A 24724-nucleotide genomic window follows, 5' to 3' on the forward strand; every position below is an offset into this window, starting at 1 on the left:
CGGCCCGCGGGCCGGGGCGGCGCGGGACGGCCCGACGGGGCGTCGGGACGGGCCGGAGCGCCGGTGCGTGCCTCGGCCGGTCGAGGCGGAGCGTCGGACGCGGAGGGGCCGGCGGAGGCACCGACCGGGGCCGGGACGTCGCCAGGCTGGCGACCCGACGAGATCCGCTCGCCGGCTGACGGGGTGGCCGGAGCGTCGCCGCGCACCGGGGGCGACTCGCTGCGGATCGGGGCCGACTCACTGCGCACCGGAGCCGGAGCCGACTCACTGCGCACCGGAGCCGGGGCCGACTCACTGCGCACCGGAGCAGGGGCCGACTCACTGCGCACCGGAGCCGGAGCGGACTCACTGCGCACCGGAGCCGGGGCCGAGTCACTGCGGATCGGCGCCTGCTCGCTGCGGATGGGCTCGGCGGCGACCACCGGTTCGGGGGCGGCGGGCGGCGCCTCGCTGCTGCGGACGGGCTCAGCCTCGCTGCGGACGGGTGCGGGGGCCGGCTCGCTGCGCACCGGCTCGGCGGTCTCGCTGCGTACGGGCTCGGGAGCGGCCTCGGCCGGCGCGGGTGTCGCCTCGGCCGCGGGTGCCGCCGTCTCCGCCTCCTTGGCGGGCGCCTCGGCTGCCGGCGCCTCGGCCGCTGGTGTGTCGGCCTTCGGCGCGTCAGTGGTGGACGACGTGTCGGTCGTCGACTTGGCCGCCGCCTTCTTCGCCGGCGCCTTCTTGGCGGGCTTGGGCTCTTCGGGCTGTTCGTCGCGGGTGAGACCGTCGCGGACGGCGCGGCGACGGATCATGTCGGCGTAGGCCTCGTTGAGCGACGACGAGTGGCTCTTCACCGGCACGCCGAGGACCCCGGCGAGGTCCATCGCCTCGGCGTTCGTCATGCCGAGTTCCTTCGCCAGTTCGTGCACCCTCATGTTCTTCGCCATAACCATCTACTCCGTTCCCTGCCGGTGGGTTCGCCGAGGCTCAGCGGCCCCGGCGGCCGCCGTACTCGCGGCCTGCTCGGCCTCTCCGTCTTCACTCTGTAGCGCTCGGATCCCTCGCGCTTCGATCTCCTGGGCCACCGTCACCGGGCGGCGCAGCGCCCGTTCGAAGGCCCGACGCTTCACGGCCTGCCGCCAGCATGCTTCCGGCGGAGTGCAGAGCCAGGCGCCGCGCCCGGGCGCAACTCGGCTGACCACGATACGGCCGTCGGCGGTCGCGACAACACGCACCAGCTCGGCCTGAGGCCGGCGCGTGCGGCACCCGATGCAGGTGCGCTCAGGGCGGTGCGTCGAGATCAGGCGTCCGCCTCCGGGTCCACTGCGTCGGCGGCCGAGGCGACGTCGGCCTCGGGCGCGTCCTGGTCGGCATCGGCCGTGTCCTCGGCCGTCGCTTCCTCGGCGGGCGCATCCCCGTCGTCGCCGGCGGCCGCATCCTCGGCGGGCGCGGCGTCGGCTGCCGCATCAGCGGCTGGCTCATCGGCGGGGATCTCGGCGGCGGCTGCCGCGCTCGTCGCGTTCCACTCGGCCTCGCTCATCACCGTGCCGTCGGCGGCGTGCCATTCGTTCTCGCCCGTGTCGGGGTTCTGCACCCACTGTCCCTCGGCGTACTCGACGTTGGGGTCGAGCTCTTCACCGCGAGCGGGGATGCCCTCGGCCAGCTGCGTCTCCGAGCGGATGTCGATGCGCACGCCTGTGAGACGGGCAGCCAGCCGGGCGTTCTGCCCCTCACGGCCGATCGCCAGGCTGAGCTGATGATCGGGGACGATCACGTCGGCCTGGGTCCCGTCCTCGGACACGATCACCTGTGACACCTTGGCCGGCGACAGCGCCTTGGCGATGAAGTCGGAGATGTCCTCGCTGAACGGAACGATGTCGATCTTCTCGCCGCGCAACTCGTTGACCACCATGCGCACGCGGCCACCACGGGCGCCGACGCATGCGCCGACGGGATCGACGTTGTGGTCGTTCGACCAGACGGCGATCTTCGTGCGGTGACCCGGCTCCCGGGCGCAGGCCTTGATCTCGACGATGCCGTCGGCGATCTCGGGCACTTCGAGCTCGAAGAGCCGCTTGATGAGCCCTGGGTGGGTGCGGCTGACGACGATCTGGGGCCCCTTGGCGGTCTTGCGGACCTCGACGATGTAGGCCTTGCAGCGGTCGCCGGGCTGGGGACGCTCGAACGGCACCTGCTCGGCCTGGGGCAGCAGCGCCTCGACGCGGCCCAGGTCGAGCAGCGTGTAGCGGGTGTCGGTCTGCTGGATGATGCCCGTGACGATGTCGCCCTCGCGGTTGGCGTACTCCTCGAACTTGCGGTCGCGCTCGACCTCGCGGATGCGCTGGCTCATCACCTGGCGGAACGTCTGGGCGGCGATGCGGCCCAGCTCCTCCTTACGCGGCGTGTCGTCGCGCTCGTTCACCCAGTTGCCGTCCTCGTCGAGGTCGTACGCGGTGAACGTGAACTCCATCGTCTGGGGATCGACCTCGACCACCACTTCGTCGGCGGCGCCGGGCCGGCGCTTGTAGGCCGACGCCAGGGCATCGACGAGCACGTGCAGCAGCGAGTCCTCCGACAGGCCCTTCTCCTGGGCCAGCAGGCGGATCGCTTCGGACATGTCGAGGTTGCTCACGACGGCTCCTTGGATGGTGTGGGGCTGGTCGGTGTGGGGCCGGCCGGGGTGGCCGACGGGGACGGCTCATCCGTGTCGGCGCTGTCGGCCGTGCCGGCCTTCTTCGTGGATGGACGCCCGGAACGCTTGGGGCCACCGGGCTTGGGCTGCGGGCCCCACTCGAACACGGTGCGGGCCCGGTCGATCTGGTCGTACACGACGGTACGGAGTGCGCCGTCGGCCCCATCGTCGACCCGGAGGGTGACGCCGTGGTCGTCAGCCGACACGATGGTGCCGCGCACCCGGCGGTCGGCCGCTTCCACGTCGCTGAGACGGATGGCCACGATCTTGCCGACCTCGCGCTGGAAGTGCGCCGGGATGCGCAGCGAACGTTCGACGCCGGGACTGGTGACCTCCAGCGTGTAGCGCGACGGGATCGGGTCGTGAGCGTCGAGCTCCTTCGACACCAGGCGGGTGGCGAGGGCCAGTTGGTCGAGCGTGACGCCACCCTCGGAACCGACCGGGGTGTCGAGCGTGAGGCGGACGGTGCCGCCGCGGTGCTCGAGGTCGTAGATGTCGAGCCCGAGATCGGCGGCGATCGGCGTGACGAGCAGGCGGACACGGGCCATCGTCGGGGTGTCGGCTGACGCGGACGTCGGCGTGGTCATCGTGTGCCTCCTCTCGATTGCTCGCCGGCGGTGCCGGGCTCTTTGACATGAAACGAGGCGTGGGGCGAGCCCCACGCCTCTCGGTTCTCGAACCAACAGAACGGGCAAACAGCATACCAGCGCCCGGGGGTCCTGGGCCGGGGAGTCCTGGTCGAGGGCCGGATCAGGCCGATTTCTCGGAGAAATCTCGACGCGATGTCGAAGCTGGACCTCGTCATGCGTCACTCCAGCGACGGTGCCCGGCGAGAGTGCCGGCCAGCGAAACAGATGAAATCGTTCAGCGAGCGCAGCGAGCGTCCCGAGGTCCGACCGGCCACGGCACGCGGAGCGCTAGCGGAGCGTGCCGATCACGCGGCCTGCGTGGCCGGGGAACGCAATGACCGGCCTGCGTGGCCGGGGAACGCAATGACCGGCCTGCGTGGCCGGGGAACGCAATGACCGGCCTGCGTGGCCGGGGAACGCAATGAAAGGATTGCTCACATGGACTACGCGGTGTTGCTCTACGGGGACGAGACGCGATGGGACCGGGCCGAGCCCGCCGAACGGACGGCGGCGTACGCCGACCACAACGAGTTCGCCCGGCTGCTCACCGAGGGCGGCCACGAGATCATCGGCGGGGCCGAGCTGCGCCCGACCCGGCAGGCGAAGACGGTGCGGGGGACGTCGGACGAGTTCACGGTCACCGACGGGCCGTTCGCCGAGACGGCCGAGCAGCTCGGCGGCTTCTACCTCGTCCGTACCGACAACCCCGACGATCTCTACCGGCTGGTGGCGATGCTGTCGGGCGGCGAGCCGATCGAGGTGCGCCCGGTCGTGCCTGGGGAGGAGCAGGTCTGACATGCAGTACGCGGCCCTCCTCTACTTCGACGAGACGTCGTGGTACTCCGCCTCCCCCGCCGAACGGGAACAGGCCATCGCCGCCCACGACTCGTTCACGGCCAGGGCCGCCGAGCTCGGCGTCACGATCACCGGGGGTGAGGCGCTCACGACCACCGACGCGGCGACCACGTTCCGCCGACGCGGTGACGACATCTCTGTGACCGACGGCCCGTTCGCCGAGACCGCCGAGCAGCTCGGCGGCTTCTACATCCTCGACGCCGACGATCTCGACCAGGTGCTGCGGCTCGTGAAGCACCTGCCGGAGTACACGATCGAGATCCGGCCGATCGATCCCAACCCGGGTGGCTGACGGAGCACGATGGATGACGACGCCGTCTCCCGGGCGCTGACGACCGTCGCCGGCGAGCACTGGGGACGGCTCGTCGCCCTGGTGGCGGCGCAGTTCCGTCGCCTCGACCTCGCCGAGGACGGCGTGCAGGACGCCTTCGCCGCCGCGGCCCGTCACTGGCCGAGGTCGGGGGTCCCGACCAACCCGCCGGCGTGGTTGCTCACCGCGGCCCGCCGGCGGGTCCTCGACGCCCTGCGGACGGAGGCCACGGCCCACAAGTACGCGCCGCAGCTCATCGTCGACGCCCGCACCGAGGCGGTCGCCGCGGCGGCGATCCCACCCGAGGGCGACGAGATCGCCGACGAGCGTCTCCGGCTCCTGTTCACGTGCTGCCACCCGGCCCTCCCCCCGTCGGGGAGCGCCGCGTTGGTGCTCCGGCTCGTCGCCGGCCTCTCGGTCGGCGAGATCGCCCGGCTGTTCCTCGTCTCGGAGACGGCGATGCAGGCTCGCCTCACGCGGGTGAAGCACAAGATCGCCGCGGCCGGCATCCCGTTCGCCGTGCCCGACTCTGACGAGCTGCCGGCCCGGCTCGACACCGTGCTGGCCGTCATCTACCTGGTCTTCACCGAGGGCTACGCGGCCACCGACGGGCCCGCCGTGATGCGGACCGAGCTGGCCGACGAGGCGATCCGCCTCGGCCGGCTGACCCGCCGGCTGCTGCCGGACGCACCCGCCACGCGGGCGCTGCTGTCCCTCATGCTCCTCCAGCACTCCCGCCGCGATGCACGCGTCGACGCGGCGGGCCGACCGATCCTCCTGCCCGACCAGGATCGGAGCCGGTGGATCCGCAGTGAGATCGACGAGGGACTGGATCTGTTGGCCGGGCTCGAACGGGTCCAGCTCACGCCGGCGGCCGAGCGCTACGTGCTCCAGGCCCGCATCGCTGCTCAGCACGCAGCGCCCGCAGCTGCGTCCGACACCAACTGGCCCGAGATCGCCGACCTCTACGAGCGGTTGGAGCGGCTGACCGCCTCACCCGTCGTCCGCTTGAATCGCGCCGTCGCCGTCGCCGAGGCGGACGGCGCCGACGCCGCGCTCGGCCTGCTCGACGGTCTCGAAGCCACCCTCCCCGGACGCCACGAGGTCCACCTGGTCCGGGCCGAGCTGCTCGCCCGCAGCGGGCGTCGATCCGATGCACTCACCGCGATGGACCAGGCGATCGCCCACGCCGGCAACGACGCGACCAGGACCTACCTCGACGAGCGGCGTGCCGCCCTGGGCGACGAGCGCGACCCGACCCGCTGATCACGGATCGGCGCCACCCCGGCCGACACGCCCGCGCCGCTATCGTCGCCGGCGTGCTGCGACTGTCCACGTTGTTCGTCCGAACCCTTCGCGAAGATCCGGCCGACGCCGAGGTTCCCGGGCACAAGCTGCTCACCCGGGCCGGGTACGTCCGGCGCGCCGCCCCGGGCGGCTTCACGTGGCTGCCCCTCGGATGGATCGTCTATCGCAACGTGGAACGCATCGTCCGCGAGGAGATGGACGCCGCCGGGTTCCAGGAGGTGCACTTCCCCGCGCTGCTGCCCCGGGCTCCCTACGAACTGACCAATCGCTGGACCGAGTACGGCGACGGCCTGTTTCGCCTCCAGGACCGGCGCGGCAACGACTTCCTTCTCGCCCCGACCCACGAGGAGATGTTCACGCTCCTCGTGAAGGACCTGTACTCGTCGTACAAGGACCTGCCGCTCGTGATCTACCAGATCCAGACGAAGTTTCGCGACGAGGCCCGGCCCCGTGCCGGCCTGCTGCGCGGTCGCGAGTTCGTGATGAAGGACTCGTACAGCTTCGACATCGACGACGACGGCCTCGAGCGCTCGTACCAGCGCCATCGCGAGGCGTACATCAAGACGTTCGACCGGCTCGGTCTCCCCCACGTCATCGTCTCGGCGCTGTCGGGGGCGATGGGCGGTTCGGCGAGCGAGGAGTTCCTCGTGCCGACGGACGTCGGCGAGGACACGTTCGTGCGCTGCCCCTCCTGCGGCTACGCCGCCAACGTCGAGGCCATCAACATCGCGCCGCCACCCGAGCAGCCGGTCGACGGGCTCCCCGCCGCCCAGGTTCACGACACGCCCGACACGCCGACGATCGCCACGCTGGTCGATCTGCTCAACGCCCGGCCCGACCTGGCCCGAGCCGATGGCGAGGCGTGGACGCCCGCCCACACGCTGAAGAACGTCGTGCTCACGCTGCGCAACCCCGACGGTTCGGTCGAACTGCTCGCCGTCGGCGTCCCGGGCGACCGCGATGTCGACATGAAGCGGCTCGAGGCCGCCGTCTACCCCGCCGAGCCGGCACCCTTGGGCGAGGCGGGGTTCGAGGCCAACCCGGCGCTGGTCAAGGGCTACATCGGGCCCGAGGTGCTCGGCGAGAGCTCGGCGAGCGGCATCCGCTTCCTCGTCGACCCGCGCGTCGTCACCGGCACGTCGTGGGTCACCGGCGCCAACCAGCCCGGGCGTCACGTCGTCGGCCTCGTGGCCGGCCGGGATTTCACGCCCGACGGCGTGATCGACGTGGCCGAGATCGGCGCGGGCGACGCCTGCCCCGACTGCGGCGCGTCCGTCGAGATGGCCCGTGGCGTCGAGATGGGCCACATCTTCCAGCTCGGCCGCAAGTACGCCGAGGCCCTCGGCCTCACGGTGCTCGGGCCCGACGGCAAGCCGATCACGGTCACGATGGGCTCGTACGGCATCGGCGTCTCGCGTGCCGTGGCCGCGCTCGCCGAGACGACCAGCGACGAGATCGGGCTGTGTTGGCCGCGTGAGGTCGCCCCCGCCGACATCCACCTGGTGATCGCCGGCAAGCCGGGCAGCGACGCGTGGCCGGCCGCCGAACAGCTGGCCGCCGATCTCGAGGCGTCCGGGGTCCGCGTGTTGCTCGACGATCGCGACTCGGTGTCGCCCGGCGTGAAGTTCAAGGACGCCGAGCTGCTGGGCGTCCCGACGATCGTGGTGGTCGGCAAGGGTCTCGCCGACGGCCGGATCGAGGTCAAGGACCGCCGCACGGGCGAACGCACCGACGTACCGGTCGCCGAGGTCGCCGACCACCTCCGCGCCCTCGTCGCGGCCGGCTGACCGTCGACCTCCGAGATAGTGCCTGGCACTATCTCGGAGGTCTCGTCGATCCGACGCACGCACAACCGCTCCTAGCATGTAGTCCCGTGCCGAACGCCGCCCACTCCCCCGACGTCGACGTGCTCGTCGTCGGGGGCGGGCCGGCCGGTGTGGCCGCCGGCATCACCGCCCGGCGGGCCGGCCTCGACGTGGCGATCGTCGACAAGGCGGTGTTTCCTCGCGACAAGTGCTGCGGCGACGGCCTCACGACGCTCGCCCTCCGCGAGCTCGAGGCGATCGGCTTCCAGCCGGAGTCCGTGCCGTCGTTCCAGGTCGTCGACGGTGCCGACATCCGGGCTCCCGGTGGACGCACGGTCACCGTGCCGTTGCCCACCGGTCGCGGAGTCTTTGCCGCCGTCACCCCGCGCATCGAGCTCGACGCCGCCCTCGTCGAGCTCGCCGTCGCTGAGGGCGTCACCGTCCACCAGGGCAGCGCGGTCAAAGACGTCACTCCGATCGAGTCGGTCGTCCTGGTCGATTGCGAAGGCCTCGGCGTCGTGCGCGCCCGTCACGTGATCGCCGCCGACGGCATGTGGAGCCCCGTCCGCAAGGCCCTCGGCCTCAACGTCGACGGCTACCTCGGCGAGTGGCACGCCTTCCGCCAGTACGTCTCCGGCGTCACCGGTGCCGCGTCCAAGCGGCTCATCGTCTGGTTCGACGAGGACTTCCTCCCCGGCTACGCCTGGTCGTTCCCGCTCCCCGACGGCCGGGCCAACGTCGGCTTCGGGATCCTGCGGGCCACCGGACGCCGCACGCAGGACATGAAGGCCACGTGGGCCGGGTTCTTCGACCGACCGCACATCGCCGCCGCACTCGGCCCCGACGCCGCGCCCGAGGGTCGTCACCAGGCGTGGCCGATCCCTGCCCGCATCGACTCGGCCACGTTGTCGTCGGGTCGCACGTTGTTCGTCGGCGACGCGGCCGGGGCGACCGACCTGATGACCGGCGAGGGCATCGGCCAGGCCCTGCTCACCGGGCGTCTCGCCGCCGAGGCGATCGCCGCCAACCCGCGAGGTGAACCGGCCGCCACGGCCGCCCGCTACGAGCGGGCCGTGCGGCACGACCTGGTGGCCGACCACCGGATGTCGGTGCTGCTCGGGCGGGTGCTCGCCCACCGTCGCGGGGCCGATGGCTCCGTGGCGATCCTCGATCACGCCGGATCGTGGGGCCGGCGCAACTTCGCCCGGTGGATGTTCGAGGACGAGCCCCGGTCGATCATCACCACTCCCCGCCGCTGGCACCGGCGCTTCCTGGATCGCCCGGGCGCGTTCCGGACCGCGTTCTCGGGCCACGCAGGCCGCGTGACCGGCCCGGCCCGGGACTAGTTCCGGCCGGTCTCGGCCACTCGACCGCAACGACGCGCCGCCCGGATCCCGGCCGCACGTCGACGGTGGCTACGGTCGCAACCATGCGCACGCGACTGACCGAGCTCCTCGACATCCAGCACCCCGTGATGCTCGCCGGCATGGGTGGCGTGTCCTACCACCGCCTCGTCGCGGCCGTGAGCGAGGCCGGCGGTATCGGCACGTTCGGCGCCTCGACGATGCGCCCGGGCGAGTTGGTCGACGAGATGGCCGAGGTCCGCGCGGTCACGTCGAAGCCGTTCGGTGTCGATCTCCTCCAGGCGATGGCCGGCCAGGTGGAACAAGGTGTGCAGGACGTGATCGACGGCGGGGCCAGCGTGTTCGTGGCCGGCCTCGGCGTGCCTCGGGAGGCCATCGACGAACTGCACCGTGCCAACATCCTCGTCGGATCGATGTGCGGCAAGGTGCGCCACGCCGTGGCCGCCGTCGCCAGCGGATGCGACTTCGTCGTCGCCCAGGGCACCGAGGGTGGCGGGCACACTGGGACGGTGGCCACCCTCGCGCTGGTGCCCCAGGTCGTCGACGCGATCGACGGAAAGGTACCGGTCGTCGCCGCCGGCGGCATCTTCGACGGGCGCGGCCTGGCCGCTGCGCTCACCCTCGGGGCCGACGGCGTGTGGGTCGGCACCCGCTTCATCGCCACGCCCGAGGCACGAGCGGTGAACGGGTACAAGGAAGCCCTCCTCGCCACCGCGGAGGACGGCACCGTCATCAGCCGGGCCTACACGGGCAAGACGTGCCGGGTGCTGCGCAACGAGTGGACCAACCACTTCGAAGCCCACCCCGACGAGCTGCAGCCGTTCCCACAGCAGATCATCGCCGCCGCCGAGGCCGGCGTCGCCCACCTCGGCCATCCCGAGGGGACGGAGGTCGACGTCACTCGCGAGTTCATGCCCGCCGGTCAGGGCGTCGGGGCCATCGACTCGTTGGTGCCCGCAGGCGAGCTCGTGGTGCGCTTCGTCGAGGAGGCCGAGGCCGCCCTCCACCGGGCCGGGGCGTCGCTGGCGTGAGCCTCATCGCCGAGCGCATCGAGCGCGTCTGGACCGACGACATCGTCCCGACGCTGCAGCGCTACATCACCATCCCCAACGTCTCGCCCGACTTCGACGACGCCTGGGAGGCCAACGGCTACATGGACGAGGCCGTCGACCTCGTCGTCGAGTGGTGCCGCGGCCGATCGATCGCCGGGTTCTCGGTCGACGTGCAGCGCCTCCCGGGCCGGACACCCCTGATCATCTGCGAGATCCCGGCGAGCGACCCGGCGCTGGCCGAGCGCACCGTCGTGTTGTACGGCCACATCGACAAGCAGCCCGAGATGACCGGTTGGCGCCCCGATGGCGGACCGTGGACGCCGATCCTCGAAGGTGACCGCCTCTACGGCCGGGGCGGGGCCGACGACGGGTATGCGGCGTTCGCCGCCCTCTGCGCCATCGAGACGGCCCAGGCCGAAGGGCTCCGTCACGCCCGCTGCGTCGTGCTGATCGAGGCGAGCGAGGAGTCGGGAAGCCCCGATCTGCCCGCCCACGTCGACGCCCTCGCCGGTCGGCTGGGCCGGCCGGAGCTGGTCATCTGTCTCGACTCCGGGGCGATGGACGACCAACGCCTGTGGGTCACCACGTCGCTACGCGGACTGGCCGGCGGCAAGCTCACGGTCGACGTGTTGACCGAGGGGGTGCACTCGGGGTCGGTGAGCGGCGTCGTGCCATCGAGCTTCCGCATCATCCGCCAACTCCTCGACCGCGTGGAGGACTCGGCGACCGGCGAGGTGCTGGTGCCCGAGCTGTCGGTGCCGATTCCGCCCGACCGCGCCGCCGAGGCGGCGGCGACCGCCGAGGAGCTCGGTGGGCTGCCGGACGGCCCGCTCACCGGCGAGTTCATCTTCGCCGGGACGACTCGCGCAGCGGTGGAGGATCCGACCGAGCAGTTGCTCGCCCGCTCGTGGCGCCCGACGATCAGCTACGTCGGCGCGGACGGGTTCCCGCCCACCGATCGCGCCGGCAACGTGCTGCGACCGTCGACCACGCTCGCGCTCAGCGTGCGCCTGCCGCCCACCTGTGACCACGTGGCAGCCCAGGACGCCCTGCGCCGGACCCTCACGGCCGACCCGCCGTACGGCGCGACGGTGACGTTCACCGACGACCATCCCGCCCCGGGGTGGAACGCGCCGTCGATCGCGCCGTGGCTGCGCGACGCCCTCGACGAGGCGTCGACGGCGGCGTTCGGCCGGCCGGCCCGGACGTTCGGTGAAGGGGGCACGATCCCCTTCATGGGCATGCTCGGCGAGCGCTTCCCCGAGGCGCAGTTCGTCATCACCGGGGTGCTGGTCCCGGGTGCCAACGCGCACGGGCCCAACGAGTTCCTGCACCTGCCCACGGCCCGCCGCGTCACCGAGTGCGTCGCCCGCGTGCTCGACGCCCACGCCGCCACGCCCTGACGGTTCGCGGTCAGGCCGCTTGCGGCGGACGTGGCCGAGCGCGCTCGGCCTCCACGGTCGAGGCGTCCTGCGCGCCGTCGCCGGCGACGGCGAGATAGGACTGCATCGCCCGGCCGCCGACGAAGGGCAGCAGGCCGCGGCCGGTTGCCGACAGGACGCGCACGGCGACGGGACCGAGGCCGCCGTGGGGCTGGATGAGCCGGGCATCGACGGCGGCCCACCACTGGCTGAGGGCAGGAAGCCGGCGCGCCACGATCAGGCCGGCGAGAGCGATCGTCGCCCCCGCCAGCGCATCGAGCAGGTAGTGGTTCGCGGTCACCATCACGGTGAGCGTCATCACGAATGCTGGCACGAGGAGCAGGGGGCGAAGCGACCGACGCCGGATCACCGGCATCGTGGCCACGCCGGCGAGGACGAGCCAGCCGACGTGGAAGCTGGGCATGGCCGCGTACTCGTTGGTGAAGCTGCCGGGATGGGCGATGCTCGACGAGTCGGAGAACTCGCGGATCGTGTCGACGAAGCCGTCGAGCATCCGCGGCGGCGCCACGGGAAAGGCCGCGAACACCGTCAGGCCGACCGCGCCGGAGACGAACAGGGCGTTGCGGTACCAGCGGAAGCGCTGCCGGTCGACGATGAACAGCACGAGCAGCGTGAGGGCGACGAGCGACCAGAACCCCCACACATAGACCGTGTTGGCCAGGGTCACGAGCAACGGACGCTCCATCACGAGGGCCTGGAGTCCCTGCTCGACGTCGAACTGGAGGCGGCGTTCGACGTCGAGCACCGACAGGCTGTTGCGGACGGCGATCTCGTGGTCGCCCTGCGTCATCCCTCGCACGAGGCGGTAGAAGCCGACCGCGACGAGGATGGTCGTCAGCTGCAGCGCGAACCGGACGGCGCTCCGAGGCCGGATGGCGCGCCGTGCCACCGCCGTCGCAGCTGTCACCTCGTCGGTCGCACCGACCCGTTCCATCCCTTCCCCTTGTGCGTCACGGCCGGAGCGAGCCCGGCCACCTCACCGGTTGTGTGACATTCAACACCGACCGTCCGCCGGATGTTCCCGGGGACCTGACGGAGTTACGAGGCGCGAGAGAGCGGGTCGGGCTGAGCTGCCGTGACGGGAGACGGCAGGATGGCCCGCCGGCCGCCGATGGGAGCCAGCTCACGCGGCCGGTCATCGGACTCCGGCGCGGCCTCGCGGTAGGTGAGGGCCGACCGGCCGCCGGTGAGCGAGATCAGCATCACCAGCGCCGCCCGAGCGAAGGTCGTGGCACCCCGGGCACCGCGGCCCTCGTCGAGACCGGCGTACAGGCGACGGCCCACTGCCGACCGGGACGGCAGTCGGTGCGCGGCCCACAGGGCGAACAGCGCGACGGCTGCGCCCGCCACGGCGTCGACGAGGTAGTGGTTGGCGGTCGCCATCACGGTGACGGTCATGATGATGGCCGGGACGAAGAACAGCGCTCGCAGGGCCTTCCGGCGGACCACGGGCATCGCCGCCGCACCGGCGAGCACGAGCCAGCCGACGTGGAAGCTGGGCATCGCCGCGTACTGGTTCGTGAAGTTCCCCGGACGGGCCAGGCTCGTCGAATCGGTGAACGTGTGCACGGTGTCGACGAACCCGTCGAGCATCCGGGGCGGGGCGACCGGGAACACTCCGAACACCACGAGGCCGATGCCGCCCGAGATGAACAGGGCATTGCGGTAGTGCCGGTACAGCGGACGCTTGAACACGAACAGGGCGATCAGCGTGCCGCTCACGAACGGCCAGAAGAAGAAGACGTAGATGCGGTTGAAGAGATCGATCAGCACATCGCTGCGCAGGACGACCGACTGGATCCCGCGCTCGACGTCGAGCCCGATCCACTCCTCGAAGCGCAACAGATCGCGGCTGTTGGCGAAGGCGACGTGCTCGTTGCCCTCGGTCAGGGTCCGGACGAAGCGATAGGCGTGGTACGCAGCGACGACGAGGACGACCTGGACCGCGACGTTGCGGGCGGTCGTCCGCCAGTCCCAGCGGGACTCCGCGCGGGACTGCACCTCGGACTGCACCTCGGTCACGGTCGTCATGCTTTCCACCTTACGCAGGATGTTGACGGTTTTGTCACCGCGTTGTTACCAAGAACGCATATCCATGCACCGTGACATCAGTCACAGGCGACGGGGGCGGTGGAATCCCGCCGCGCCCGGCGCCGCCGGAGTCGTACCCAGGTCGATCGTCCGGACATACCGGGCAGCAACCTGTACTACGGTCGCGCTGACCCGCCCTGGCCGGCTCGACCGTCACCGCTTCCGTGGTCGTGTCCAGCCCGACCCGGGCGGGTTCGTCCACCACACGGGAGAAGCACATGAAACGATCGGTCCTCCGCATCCTCGCACCCGCCCTGGCGGTCGCACCCGTGATCGGCTTGTCCGTCACCGCCGGCGCCACCACCGAGCCACCTGCCGAGCCGACCACCGCGGGTGGGTCGGTGCTCGACTCCGTCATCGCCAACGACACCGTCCGGTGCGGCGTGCGCGCCGACCTGCCGGGATTCTCGGCGACCGACGAGGCCGGTGAGCACGTCGGCTTCGACTCCGACTTCTGCCGCGTGATCGCCGCCGGTGTGCTCGGCGACGCCACCAAGGTCACGTTCGTCGACGTCGAGACCGACGCCCGCTTCACCGCCCTGCAGTCCGGCGAGATCGACGTCCTGGTGCGCAACACCACGTGGACGGCGAGCCGTGACGGCACCGAGGGGGCCACGTTCCTCCACCCGACGTTCTACGACGGCCAGGCGATGATGGTCGCCACGGGAACGTTCGAATCCCTCGACGAGATGGACGGGGCCATCGTCTGTGTCGCCGGCGGCACCACCACCGAGGGCAACGTGGCATCGGAGTTCGAGCGCCGCGGCCTCGCTGTCGACGTGCAGTCGTTCGAGAACGTCGACCTGCTCCAGGAGGCGTTCCTCGCCGGCAGCTGCGACGGCTGGTCGAGCGACTTCAGCCAGCTCAACAGCCTCCGCTCGGCCTACCCTGAGGGCGCCGAGGCGTTGACCATCCTGCCCGACATCTTCTCCAAGGAGCCATTGGCGCCGGCGGTGATCGACGGTGACAGCCGGTGGGCCCAGGCCGTCGAGTGGACGATCTTCGCCACGATCCAGGCCGAGGAATGGGGTCTCACCCAGGCCACCGTCGCCGACGGGCTGACCAGCGACAACCCGAACATCGTGCAGTTCCTCGGCGGCGAGAACGTCGACGGCACCGTGCTCGACCCCGGTCTCGGCCTCGACCCGTCATTCGCCTACAACATCATCGAGCAGGTCGGGAACTACGGCGAGATCTTCGACCGCAACCTGACCGAACTCGGCATCGAGCGGGGCATCAACGCGCTCTGGACCGACGGTGGCCTGCAGTACGCCCCGCCGTATCGCTGATCCGCTGACGCTCCCGGGCATCACACCGACGCCGAACGAATGACTGCTCCCGTCGGGATCGCATGTCGGCGATCGTCCACCCCTGCGCAACGCCGGGGTGGCGACCGATGACCTCTGCGGTCCCGACGCGCGCCGCGTCGGCTCGGGCCCACACCGCCAACCCACCACCGTGGCGCGACATTCGCGTCATCGCGTGGGTGTTCCAGCTCGTGGTCATCGCGCTGGTGGTGCTCGTGATCGCCCGCCTCTGGTCGAACTACCAGGACAACACTCGAGCGATCAACGTCCCGAGCAACTTCGACTTCCTCGACCAGCCGGCGAACTTCCCCATCGCCGGCAGCTCGTTCCGCCAGACCCAGCCGGTCCGCGACGCCATCATCGAAGGTCTGTTCAACACGTTGCGCCTCGCGGTGACCGGCATCATCCTCGCCACCATCCTCGGCACGCTGCTCGGCATCGCCCGTCTGTCGCAGAACTTCATCGTGCGCAAGGCGGCGCAGCTGTACGTCGAGTTCGTCCGCAACGTGCCGCTGTTCTGCATCTTGATCCTGATGTACACCGCCGTCGTGCTCGGCGCCCTCCCCGACCCGCGCGGCGGGGGTTCGTGGGTCCTCGGTCCGGTCGCCGTGCTCAACACCCGCGGAATCAGCCTGTTCTGGTTCGAAGGCGCCAACACGAAGTTCGTGGTGGTGCTCCTCGCCGCCGCCCTCGCCTTCGTCGTCACCGCCTACGTCCGGCGCCGGCGCTCGGAGCGCACCGGGACGGCGGCCCGCAGCGGCCTGTGGGGAATCGGCGCCGCCGTCGCCGTCGGTGCCGTGGTGTGGCTCGTGCTCAGCCTCGGCGTGACCAAGCCCGAGCTCAGTGGGCTGCGGGTGAACGGCGGCATCTCGATGTCGGCCCCGTACGCGGCGTCGCTGCTCGCCCTCGTCATCTACACCTCGAGCCACATCGCCGAGATCGTGCGCGGCTCGATCCAGGCGGTCCCCAAGGGACAGGGGGAAGCGGCCAACGCCCTGGCCCTCAGCGGCTTCCAGCGCATGTGGTACGTCGTGCTCCCCCAGGCGATGCGCATCGGCGTGCCGGCCATCGGCAACCAGTTCCTCAACCTCGCCAAGAACTCGTCACTCGCCGCGGCGATCAGCTTCCCCGAACTCACCGCGATCATCGGTCTCACCGTGGCCAACCGCTCCCCCGCCGTCCCGTCGTACACGCTGCTGCTGCTGACCTACCTCGCGTTGTCGCTGGCCCTCTCCGCGGTCGTCAACCTCGTCAACCGTCGGCTCGCCGTCGTGGAGCGCTGAACCGTGGACCCGCTGACCGCCGACATCACGGTCATCACACCGCCCGAACCGCCCCGTCCGTCGACCGACGGCCCGGGCGACTGGCTCCGCCGCAATCTCTTCCGCAGCGTCGGCGACACGATCGTCACCATCGTGTCGGCGGTCGTCGTCGGGTACCTCGTCTACCGGCTGGGACGATTCGTGCTCGTCACCGGCCGGTGGGAGATCGTCCGGCGCAACCTGTCGTTGTTCATGTACGGCCGCTTCCCCCGCGACGAACTGTGGCGGCTCGTCGTGTCGCTTGCCTGGATCGGTGCGTACGTCGGTGCCTTCGCCGGCCTGATCGAGCGCCGGCGTGAGGCCGCCGGTCTCTGGGACGGACCGATACCGCTGCCCGACCGCATCCGGTCGATCGTGCAGCGGCTGTGGCCACTGCTCGCCGGCACGCTGCTCCTGCTCCTGCTCGCCCGCACCGCCCTGCCGTGGCTGGCGATGCTCGCCGTGTTCGGCGCCGCGGTCGTCGGCCGGTTGGTCGGGTCGATCCTGCCACCCAAGTCCCTGCTGGCCGTCCTCGTCGTCGGCGTGGCGAGCGTCGTCGGCATCATGGTCCTGCTGCTCGATGCTGCGCCGTGGGACGAGTGGGGCGGGTTCATGGTCAACATCTTCCTCGCCGCCGTCGCGATCACGCTCTGCTTCCCGCTCGGCGTGCTCCTCGCCCTCGGGCGGCAGGCCGGCCGCCGGATCGACTCGACCACGAGCGGCATCGTCGTCGCCATCCTGCTCGCCATCGTGCCCGTGACGTTCCTCGTGCTGCTCGGATTCGATGCCTCCCGGCCGATCACGTGGATCCTCGTCATCGCCACGATCGCCGTGGCCGCGGCCGGCTTCCTCGTCGGCCGAACGACGAGCCTGCCGCTCGTTCGTGTCCTGTCGGTCGCCTACATCGAGTTCTTCCGCGGCGTCCCGTTGTACGTCTTGCTGTTCCTCAGCTACCTCGCCCTCGGGTTCTTCCTCCCGCGGGGATCGTCGACGCCGAGCCTGATGGTCCGGGCCGTCGTCGTGTTCACCCTGTTCACCGCGGCGTACATCGCGGAGATCGTCCGTGGCGGCCTGCAGTCGCTGCCCCGAGGGCAGACCGAAGCGGCCCAGGCGCTCGGACTCGGCCCGTTGCGCACGAACGCCCTGATCGTCCTGCCCCAGGCCCTCCGCAACGTGATTCCGGGCATCGTCGGCCAGTTCATCAGCCTCTTCAAGGACACGACGCTCGCCGCCGCGGTGATGGGCATCCTCGATCCGCTCCAGGTGTCCGACGTGGCCAATCAACAAGACGACTTCGTCGGCCAGCGATTGTCCGCCGAGACGATCTCGTTCGTCATGCTGCTGTTCTGGATCGGTTGCATCACGCTGAGCCGCGAGAGCCAGCGACTCGAACGACGGCTCGGGGTGGGGACACGATGAACTCGGGAGGTTGCAGATGACCGACGTCACGGTTTTCGCCGACGCGACGCAGACGACGAGCGACGAGGTGATGATCGAGCTCGTCGGCGTCGAGAAACGCTACGGGAGCTTCACAGCCCTCTACGACATCAACCTCAGCGTCGGCCGCCAGGAGGTCGTCGTCGTCATCGGACCGTCGGGTTCGGGCAAGTCGACGATGATCCGCTGCATCAACCGGCTCGAGGAGCACGACGCCGGCAGCATCATCGTCGACGGCGTCGAGCTCAGCAAGGACGTCCGCAACATCCAGGCGATCCGCCGCGAGACCGGCATGGTCTTCCAGAGCTTCAACCTCTTCCCCCACATGACGGTGCTCGACAACATCACCCTCGCACCGCGCCAGGTGCGCCGCATGCCACGCGCCGCGGCCGAGGAGTTGGCGATGTCGTTGCTCGAGCAAGTCAAGATCCCCCAGCAGGCCAAGAAGTACCCGGGTCAGCTGTCCGGCGGGCAGCAGCAACGTGTGGCGATCGCCCGGGCACTGGCGATGCGGCCCAAGGTCATGCTCTTCGACGAACCGACCTCTGCCCTCGACCCCGAGATGATCAACGAGGTGCTCGACACGATGAAGGACCTCGCCCGAGAGGGCATGACCATGATCGTCGTCACCCACGAGATGGGGTTCGCTCGCGAGGTCGCCGATCGGGTCGTGTTCATGGCCGACGGGCGGATCGTCGAGGTCGGTACGCCCGAGCACTTCTTCACCGACCCGCAGGAGGACCGCACCAAGCTCTTCCTCAGCCAGATCCTCTGATCAGCCGGTCGACGACCGAGGAGTCACATCCGCTCGAAGGACCGGACGCGCTCCCAGTCGGTGACCGCGGCGTCGAAGGCCGCCAGCTCGACACGGGCCGCGTTGACGTAGTGGTCGACCACGTCGTCGCCGAACGCCTCGCGGGCGACCTCGCTGCGGTCGAACAGGTCCGCCGCCTCGCGCAGTGTGGTGGGCACGGTGTCGCCGCCCGACGCGTAGGCGTTGCCGGCGAACTCGTCGGGGAGTGACGGCCGGTGCTCCAGCCCATGTAGCCCGCCGGCGATCACGGCGGCGAGGGCGAGGTACGGGTTGGCATCGCCGCCCGGCACGCGGTTCTCCACCCGCAGCGACGGGCCGTGGCCGACGAGCCGCAGCGCGCACGTGCGGTTGTCGCGGCCCCAGGCCACGGCCGTGGGCGCGAACGAACCGGGCTGGAATCGCTTGTACGAGTTGATGTTCGGGGCGAACAGCAGGCTGAGCTCTCGCAGCGTGGCGTGCTGGCCGGCCAGGAACCGTTCGCCGAGCAACGACAATCCCGACGTCGCCTCGCCGGCCATGACCGCGGCTCCGGTCTCGCCGTCACGGACGCTCAGGTGCACATGGCACGAACTGCCTTCGCGCTCGTCGTACTTCGCCATGAACGTGAGGCTCATGCCCTCCTGAGCAGCGATCTCCTTGGCCCCCGCCTTGTACACGACGTGGTTGTCGGCCGTGGTCATCGCGTCGGCGAAGCGGAAGGCGATCTCGAACTGGCCGAGGTTGCACTCCCCCTTGGCCGACTCGACCACCATGCCGGCGGCGGCCATCTCGTTGCGGATGCGCCGCAGCAGATGATTCGCCTTCGACGTGCCGCCGAGGGCGTAGTCGACGTTGTAGCGGGTCGCCGGGCGCAGGCCGGTGTAGCGACGGCCCGCCGCCTCGTCGTAGCTCGTGTCGAACACGATGAACTCCAGCTCGGTGCCGGCGAGGGCGACGAGGCCGTGCTCGGCGAGGCGTTCGATCTGCCGCCTCAGCACCTGCCGCGGCGACGCCGCGACCGGCCGGCCGTCGAGCCACTCGATGTCGCACAACACCAGCACGGCACCCGGCTCCCAGGGCAGCCGCCGGAGCGTGGACAGATCGTGGGCCAGCACGAAGTCGCCGTAGCCCTGTTCCCACGAGCTCATCGTGTAGCCACCGACCGTGTTCATCTCCACGTCGACGGCGAGCAGGTAGTTGCAGGCCTCGGTGGGATGCTCGACGAGCTCGTCCAGGAAGTGCGTCGCCTGGCATCGCTTGCCCTGGAGCCGGCCCTGCATGTCGGTGAGTCCGACCACCACAGTGTCGATCTCGCCGCTCTCGACGAGTGTCCGAAGCTCCCCCAGCTCCATCGTCGGATCAGCGCCGCTTGCGCAGGAGGCGGCGCACCCGGCTCGGTCGGGTCGTTCGCCGGGCCACGGGGTCTCGGCGATCCTGGGCCTCGATCGCCACGTCGTTGTCGCCGTCGACGACGTCGGCGCCGAACTTCATGCCGTCGCGGTGCGCATCCAACGGCTCGGACGGCGAGTCCACCACCACGGCGCCCTGGTCCTGCGGCGCCCGTTCGTAGATGTCCCGCATGGCGACCATCATCCCGGCGAGGGCGGCGCCGCCGGCTCCGCCGATCTTGCGCCCCCGCTCCCGCATCGCCTGGTCCTCGGTGGCCCGGTTCTGGGCGCGCACGGCGGCGATCTGCGCCGCTTCGGTCGGGCTGACGCCGTCGCCCCGACCGACGCCGTCGGCGGGCGTGCCCTGTCCGGCGGGACGGCCGTTCCAGGGCACGTGCTTGCGACGGCGCGCCGCGCCGTCGGTCGCGTCGGTGGCCTCGTCGCTCACGACTCCCACACTACGTTCGCCACCGACCGAACGGTACGACGCCCCGCCAACGGATCGTGACAACATTCGCCGCCCGGTGTGCGTCAGACTTCCCGACATCACCCTCCCCCGGTGGGGACGACGACGGAGACAGACGACATGAGCGCGAGGCCCAGCGCCATCGACGGAAGTGCGCAGTGACCGGATACGACGCACCGCCCATGGATGACGTGCGCACCGCCCAAGAGGTGGAGCGGATCTTCTTCGAGCTGCGGCGGGTGATCGTCGGCCAGAGCCGCCTGCTCGAACGCCTCCTGGTGTGCCTGCTCTCGCGAGGCCACTGCCTGCTCGAATCGGTGCCCGGGCTGGCCAAGACGCTCGCCGCCGAGACGCTCGCCAAGGTGAGCGGGGGCACGTTCGCGCGGATCCAGTTCACGCCCGACCTGCTGCCGTCTGACATCGTCGGCACGCGCATCTACCGTGGCAGCAGCGAGCGGTTCGACGTGGAGCTCGGACCGGTGTTCGTCAACTTCCTGCTCGCCGACGAGATCAACCGAGCGCCCGCCAAGGTGCAGTCGGCGCTGCTCGAGGTGATGGCCGAGGGTCAGGTGACGATCGGCGGCCACTCCCACAAGGTGCCCCAGCCGTTCTTCGTCGTGGCCACGCAGAACCCGATCGAGAGCGAAGGGGTGTACCAGCTCCCCGACGCCCAGCGCGACCGCTTCATGATGAAGGTAGTCCTCGACCACCCGACCGTCGCCGAGGAGTTGGTGATCCTCGACCGGATGAGCGTCGCCCCGCCCCAGCCCGAACGGGTGATGGATCTCAGCGGGCTCGTGCGGCTGCAGCGCAAGTGCGATCAGGTCTTCGTCGATCGCTCAGTCGCCCAGTACGCCGTCGACCTCGTCCACGCCACGCGCGACCCTGCCGCCCACAACCTCGGTGACCTGGCCCCGTCGATCGCCCTCGGCGTCAGCCCCCGGGCCACGCTCGCGCTCGTGCGCGGAGCACGCGCCATGGCGCTCGTCCGTGGGCGCACCTACACGACGCCGCAGGACGTCTTCGACATCGCTCCCGAGGTTCTCCGCCACCGCTTGCTGCTCACGTACGACGCGCTGGCTCGCGACATCGCGGTCGACGACCTGATCCATCGCGTCCTCGCCACCGTGCCCGCCACGTGGGTGTCTCCGAAGCCCAATGGCTAGCCGGCGCGCCGCCCTGCGCGGCCGGGGAACGCAACAGCACCAACCCTGGCCGAGCGGGCCACCTCCGTCGGCCGTGATCGAAGCGGTGCGCACGCTGGAGGTGTCGATCAGCCGCCGCGTCGACGGGACACTTCACGGCAACTACCAGGGGATCACGCCGGGACACGGCAGCGAACCGGGCGAATCCCGGGTGTACCAGCCGGGCGACGACGTGCGCCGGATCGACTGGAACGTGACGGCGCGAACGGCCGAGACGTACGTGCGGGACCAGATCGCCGATCGCGACCTCGAGGCGTGGCTCGTCGTCGACGTGTCGGCGGCGATGCGCTTCGGGACGACGACCTCGCAGAAGTCGCAGATCGGCCTCGCCGCGGCGGCGTGCGTCGGGTTCCTCACCGTGCGCACCCGCAACAGCATCGGCGCCGTGCTGGTGGCCGGGCCGCACCTGAAGATCATGCCGCCACGAGGAGGGCGGGACCAGGTGCGCGCGATCCTCACCGCCGCCGCGTCGCCGCCGCAGTCGGAGCGCCTCGGGCGGGCCGACCTCTCGGCGGCGATCGACCGCGTCGCCAAGCTCAGCCGACGTCGCGGCTTCGTCACGGTGATCGCCGACTTCCCGGTCCGCCCGCCGGTCGGTCGACGCGGCGGCGACGGAGACGGAGCCGGCGAGCCCGCCGCCGAGTGGGCCGACGCGCTCACCCGGCTCGGGCTGCGCCACGACGTCCTGACGATCCCGGTGCACGACCCCCGCGAGCGCGACGTGCCACCCATCGGCCTGGTCACGCTGACCGACCCGGCGACGGGGCGGGAGCGGGAGGTGCGCGTCACGGCCGAGGTGCAACGCCGCTTCGCCGAGGTGGCGGCGAGGGCGGCCGTTCACCAGCGCCTGCTCCTCGACCGGGCGGGGGCCGACGTGATCGAGCTCGACACCGAGAGCGACTGGCTGGCCGAGATCATCGGCCACGTGCGCCGGCGCCGGGTGCAGGCGGTGAACGTGGCGGCCCTGCGCCGCCCGGCCGGACGGCCCCGGTGATCGCCGTGCTCATCGACGAGTTCCTCAACCCGGCGCGGCTGCTGCTGCTCGCCGTCGTCGCCCTCCTCGCCGTCGGGTACGTCGTGGTGCTGAGGTGGAGGCGCCGGGCGACTGTCCGCTTCACGCAGGTCGACCTGCTCGATTCGGTCGTGCCGAGGCGGCCGGCGTGGCGCCGGCACGTCGTCGCCGCGGCCAACGTGTTGGGCCTGGCGATCGGCGTGGTGGCCGTCGCCCAACCGGTGACGACAGAGCTGGTGCGGGTCGAGAGTGAGGGCCGGATCGTCCTGCTCTTCGACGTGTCGTCCTCGATGTCGGCCACCGACGTCGAACCGAGCCGGTTCCAGGCCGCCAAGGATGCGGCCGAGGCGTTCATCGCCCAGGTCGATCCCGAGGTCGAGATCGGCCTGGTGTCGTTCAGCGGCACGGTGACGGTGGAGAACTCGCCGACGCTCGACCGGGCCGTCGTCGTCAGCGCCATCCAGCGCCTGCGGCTGGCGCCCTCGACGGCGATCGGCGACGCGATCGCCACCGGGACGCGCATGCTCGTCGACCTCCAACGAGACGGGGACGGTGATGGCGAGGACGCGATGCCCGACGTCGCGCCGGGCGCGCTCGTCGTGCTCACCGACGGCGAGACGACGCGAGGGATAGAGACGCAGGAGGGTGCCGACATCGCCGCCGCGGCCGGCGTGCCGGTCTTCACGATCTCGTTCGGGACGCCGTTCGGCACGATCACCGATCCGGTGACCGGCGACGAGCTGAGCGTGCCCGTACTCCCCGAACCGCTCGAGCAGGCCGCCGCGTCCACCGGGGGCGAGGCCTACGAGGCGGCCTCGCCCGAGGAGCTCGCCGATGCCTACGCGCAGATCCGCGACGTGCTCCAGGAGACGCTCGGCGAGGAGGTCGAGCGCGTCACGGAACAGACGTGGAAGTGGGCAGCCGGCGCCATCGGCCTCCTCGCCGTCGGCTGGGCCCTGTCCATGTGGTGGCTCCGCGGCCTCGTCTGAGCCGCCGCCCGCCACTTGCAACAGAAGTGCCGACCCGACGCGTTCACACGGGCCCGCCTCGTCGGCACTTCCACGACGTCGATGCTCACGCGACCCACGGCAGGTTGATGCCGAGTTGACGGGCCCGGGCGAGAGCGGTCGCCCGGATGGTCTCGGCGACGACAGCCGGCGATTCGGCGTCGTACCAGCCGACGTAGATCAGGTGCCAGCCGACAGCGGCGAGGCGGTTGTCCCGCCGCTGGTCGAGCGCTTCGGCCCGCTGCCCGAAGTGAAACGCGCGACTGTGGGCCTCGACGCCGAGCAGGAGTGCCGGACAGGCGAGGTCGGGTCGACCGATCAGGTTGCCCGAGGCGTCGCGCACGTCGTGCTGCCGCACCCACGGCGGGAGCCCGGGGATCGCGACGCAGCGCTCGACGAGACGCTCGAACCACGTGTCCGGCACCCGGCCCCCGCTGCGCCGTCGAGCGAGGAGCTCGAACACCATCCTGGTGCCGGATTGTCCGGGTCGGTGGAGGCGTTCGGCGGTCAGACCGAGCCACTGGAGGCTGGCGCCGCGTCGCTCGAAGTCGTCCACCGAGCGTACGGCGAGATCCCGATCGCCCAGGCTCGACACGTCGATGACGGTCCGAGCGAGGCCGGTGCACGGGATCGCGTCGACGACCACGAGGTCGGCCGGGTCGAGCGGCTCGACCCAATGCTGCACGACATCGATCCCCGTGATCCGTCGCACCGAGCGAGGCCCGACGATCTCAGGCGTCGGTGGACGTTGCCCGACGAACCCGTCGAGCCGGTGGAGATACGCCGCGGCACGGAAGCCGGCGTGGAAACCCTGTCCGGCGAGCGTGGCGACCATCTGGTCCTGCCGCCACGTGCGCGGCGCCGACGTGAAACAGAGCACCCCTCTCACCGGTTCGGTGGCCACCCCGCACTGGACGATCCGTTGGATCTGGCGGCGGGACATCCCGCGATCGGCCGCCTGGGCTCTGGTGACGGCTCCGTGCTGAGTGGCGGCAAGCTCCGCAACGAGCCGGAGGGCATCGTCGAAGTGCATCCCGCCGGGCTACCGGGTCTCTCCTACCGGGGCCAACGCCGTCAACCCAGATAGACCCGATCAGCCCTGAATCGTCGGACAGTCGGAGGTAGTGGCACGCACGCCGGGAAGTGCCGACCATACGCGCTCACCCCAGGCTGTTGCGGTTTGATTGTTGACTATCGCGCTCGGGTTTAGTGTGGTTGGGCATGATCGGGTGATGGCGTTCGGGTATCGGCGGGTGGATCGTGATCAGTTGTTTCTGTTGCCGC

The 24724-nt window shown here is 70.9% G+C and carries 23 protein-coding genes and 1 pseudogene; 15 read left to right on the top strand and 9 right to left on the bottom strand.

The genetic code is table 11. The annotated features are described in order from the left end of the window. The first annotated feature begins 183 nt into the window (after positions 1–183). The gene (locus DN771_RS30960) at positions 184–798 is read left to right on the top strand and encodes a calcium-binding protein (protein WP_117000866.1); all 615 of its coding nucleotides are present in this window, start codon (positions 184–186) and stop codon (positions 796–798) included. A gap of 41 nt (positions 799–839) precedes the next feature. Here DN771_RS30960 and DN771_RS30965 read toward each other — a convergent pair. The 4 genes and pseudogenes from DN771_RS30965 to DN771_RS27960 all read right to left on the bottom strand — a co-directional run. Next, positions 840–929 (bottom strand): annotated as a pseudogene (locus DN771_RS30965) (hypothetical protein); the annotation flags it as partial. Then, a complete protein-coding gene (locus tag DN771_RS30970; RefSeq protein ID WP_117000867.1) occupies positions 930–1280 on the bottom strand; it encodes a YlxR family protein in 351 nt (116 codons plus the stop codon). It abuts the pseudogene before it with no gap. After that, entirely contained in the window at positions 1277–2608 is a 1332-nt protein-coding gene (gene nusA / locus DN771_RS27955) for a transcription termination factor NusA (protein ID WP_205528812.1), read from the bottom strand. Before nusA ends, DN771_RS30970 begins: the two co-directional genes overlap by 4 nt. Next, entirely contained in the window at positions 2605–3255 is a 651-nt protein-coding gene (locus DN771_RS27960) for a ribosome maturation factor RimP (RefSeq protein ID WP_117000868.1), read from the bottom strand. The genes nusA and DN771_RS27960 overlap by 4 nt, the downstream gene beginning before the upstream one ends. Before the next feature lie 480 nt (positions 3256–3735). Between DN771_RS27960 and DN771_RS27965 the strand changes: the two genes are divergently transcribed. The 7 genes from DN771_RS27965 to DN771_RS27995 all read left to right on the top strand — a co-directional run bounded on the left by DN771_RS27965 (position 3736) and on the right by DN771_RS27995 (position 11394). After that, entirely contained in the window at positions 3736–4092 is a 357-nt protein-coding gene (locus DN771_RS27965; protein ID WP_117000869.1) for a YciI family protein, read from the top strand. 1 nt (position 4093) lies between these two features. Continuing rightward, positions 4094–4444 carry a YciI family protein gene (locus tag DN771_RS27970; protein ID WP_117000870.1) on the top strand — a complete coding sequence of 117 codons (351 nt, stop codon included), beginning with the start codon at positions 4094–4096 and terminating at the stop codon, positions 4442–4444. Between the two features lie 9 nt (positions 4445–4453). Further along, positions 4454–5728 carry an RNA polymerase sigma factor gene (locus DN771_RS27975; RefSeq protein ID WP_117000871.1) on the top strand — a complete coding sequence of 425 codons (1275 nt, stop codon included), beginning with the start codon at positions 4454–4456 and terminating at the stop codon, positions 5726–5728. A 53-nt stretch (positions 5729–5781) separates the two neighbouring features. Then, on the top strand, positions 5782–7557 hold the full coding sequence (locus tag DN771_RS27980) for a proline--tRNA ligase (RefSeq protein WP_205528813.1): 1776 nt from the start codon (positions 5782–5784) through the stop codon (positions 7555–7557). 86 nt (positions 7558–7643) lie between these two features. After that, positions 7644–8921, top strand: a complete 1278-nt coding sequence (locus DN771_RS27985; RefSeq protein ID WP_162942508.1) for an NAD(P)/FAD-dependent oxidoreductase — start codon at positions 7644–7646, stop codon at positions 8919–8921. Further along, the gene (locus DN771_RS27990) at positions 8831–9970 is read left to right on the top strand and encodes an NAD(P)H-dependent flavin oxidoreductase (protein WP_227462507.1); all 1140 of its coding nucleotides are present in this window, start codon (positions 8831–8833) and stop codon (positions 9968–9970) included. The genes DN771_RS27985 and DN771_RS27990 overlap by 91 nt, the downstream gene beginning before the upstream one ends. Continuing rightward, entirely contained in the window at positions 9967–11394 is a 1428-nt protein-coding gene (locus DN771_RS27995; protein ID WP_117000874.1) for a M20/M25/M40 family metallo-hydrolase, read from the top strand. The genes DN771_RS27990 and DN771_RS27995 overlap by 4 nt, the downstream gene beginning before the upstream one ends. Positions 11395–11404: 10 nt before the next feature. Here DN771_RS27995 and DN771_RS28000 read toward each other — a convergent pair whose 3' ends face one another. Together DN771_RS28000 and DN771_RS28005 are read right to left on the bottom strand one after the other, a co-directional pair. After that, complete coding sequence (locus DN771_RS28000) at positions 11405–12367, bottom strand: phosphatase PAP2 family protein (RefSeq protein ID WP_117000875.1); 963 nt, start codon at positions 12365–12367, stop codon at positions 11405–11407. Positions 12368–12471: 104 nt separating this feature from the next. Then, positions 12472–13464 (bottom strand): phosphatase PAP2 family protein, encoded by a 993-nt coding sequence (locus DN771_RS28005; RefSeq protein ID WP_117000876.1) that lies wholly within the window; start codon positions 13462–13464, stop codon positions 12472–12474. A gap of 278 nt (positions 13465–13742) precedes the next feature. Here DN771_RS28005 and DN771_RS28010 point away from each other — a divergent pair, with 278 nt between their 5' ends. The 4 genes from DN771_RS28010 (at position 13743) to DN771_RS28025 (ending at position 18344) form a co-directional block, all read left to right on the top strand. Continuing rightward, positions 13743–14813, top strand: a complete 1071-nt coding sequence (locus DN771_RS28010) for an amino acid ABC transporter substrate-binding protein (RefSeq protein WP_117000877.1) — start codon at positions 13743–13745, stop codon at positions 14811–14813. 107 nt (positions 14814–14920) lie between these two features. Continuing rightward, complete coding sequence (locus DN771_RS28015; RefSeq protein ID WP_162942509.1) at positions 14921–16114, top strand: ABC transporter permease subunit; 1194 nt, start codon at positions 14921–14923, stop codon at positions 16112–16114. A 3-nt stretch (positions 16115–16117) separates the two neighbouring features. After that, positions 16118–17551, top strand: a complete 1434-nt coding sequence (locus DN771_RS28020) for an amino acid ABC transporter permease (protein ID WP_117000879.1) — start codon at positions 16118–16120, stop codon at positions 17549–17551. A 16-nt stretch (positions 17552–17567) separates the two neighbouring features. After that, entirely contained in the window at positions 17568–18344 is a 777-nt protein-coding gene (locus DN771_RS28025) for an amino acid ABC transporter ATP-binding protein (RefSeq protein WP_117000880.1), read from the top strand. A 23-nt stretch (positions 18345–18367) separates the two neighbouring features. Here DN771_RS28025 and DN771_RS28030 read toward each other — a convergent pair whose 3' ends face one another. Together DN771_RS28030 and DN771_RS28035 are read right to left on the bottom strand one after the other, a co-directional pair. After that, entirely contained in the window at positions 18368–19714 is a 1347-nt protein-coding gene (locus DN771_RS28030) for a glutamine synthetase family protein (RefSeq protein WP_117000881.1), read from the bottom strand. A gap of 7 nt (positions 19715–19721) precedes the next feature. Next, on the bottom strand, positions 19722–20198 hold the full coding sequence (locus DN771_RS28035) for a hypothetical protein (protein WP_162942510.1): 477 nt from the start codon (positions 20196–20198) through the stop codon (positions 19722–19724). 176 nt (positions 20199–20374) lie between these two features. Between DN771_RS28035 and DN771_RS28040 the strand changes: the two genes are divergently transcribed. The 3 genes from DN771_RS28040 to DN771_RS28050 are packed head-to-tail and all read left to right on the top strand — an operon-like array spanning position 20375 to position 23422. After that, positions 20375–21382, top strand: coding sequence for an AAA family ATPase (locus DN771_RS28040; protein WP_420810946.1), 1008 nt, complete (start codon positions 20375–20377; stop codon positions 21380–21382). Further along, entirely contained in the window at positions 21375–22415 is a 1041-nt protein-coding gene (locus DN771_RS28045; protein ID WP_117000883.1) for a DUF58 domain-containing protein, read from the top strand. Before DN771_RS28040 ends, DN771_RS28045 begins: the two co-directional genes overlap by 8 nt. After that, positions 22412–23422 (top strand): VWA domain-containing protein, encoded by a 1011-nt coding sequence (locus DN771_RS28050; RefSeq protein WP_162942511.1) that lies wholly within the window; start codon positions 22412–22414, stop codon positions 23420–23422. The genes DN771_RS28045 and DN771_RS28050 overlap by 4 nt, the downstream gene beginning before the upstream one ends. Positions 23423–23507: 85 nt before the next feature. On the opposite strand, the gene DN771_RS28055 is transcribed toward DN771_RS28050, so the two are convergent. Continuing rightward, positions 23508–24473, bottom strand: a complete 966-nt coding sequence (locus DN771_RS28055) for a type IV toxin-antitoxin system AbiEi family antitoxin domain-containing protein (RefSeq protein ID WP_117000885.1) — start codon at positions 24471–24473, stop codon at positions 23508–23510. Positions 24474–24724 lie beyond the last annotated feature (251 nt).

Origin of the sequence: Desertimonas flava (genome assembly GCF_003426815.1) — a bacterium.
Taxonomy (GTDB): Bacteria; Actinomycetota; Acidimicrobiia; order Acidimicrobiales; family Ilumatobacteraceae; genus Desertimonas; species Desertimonas flava.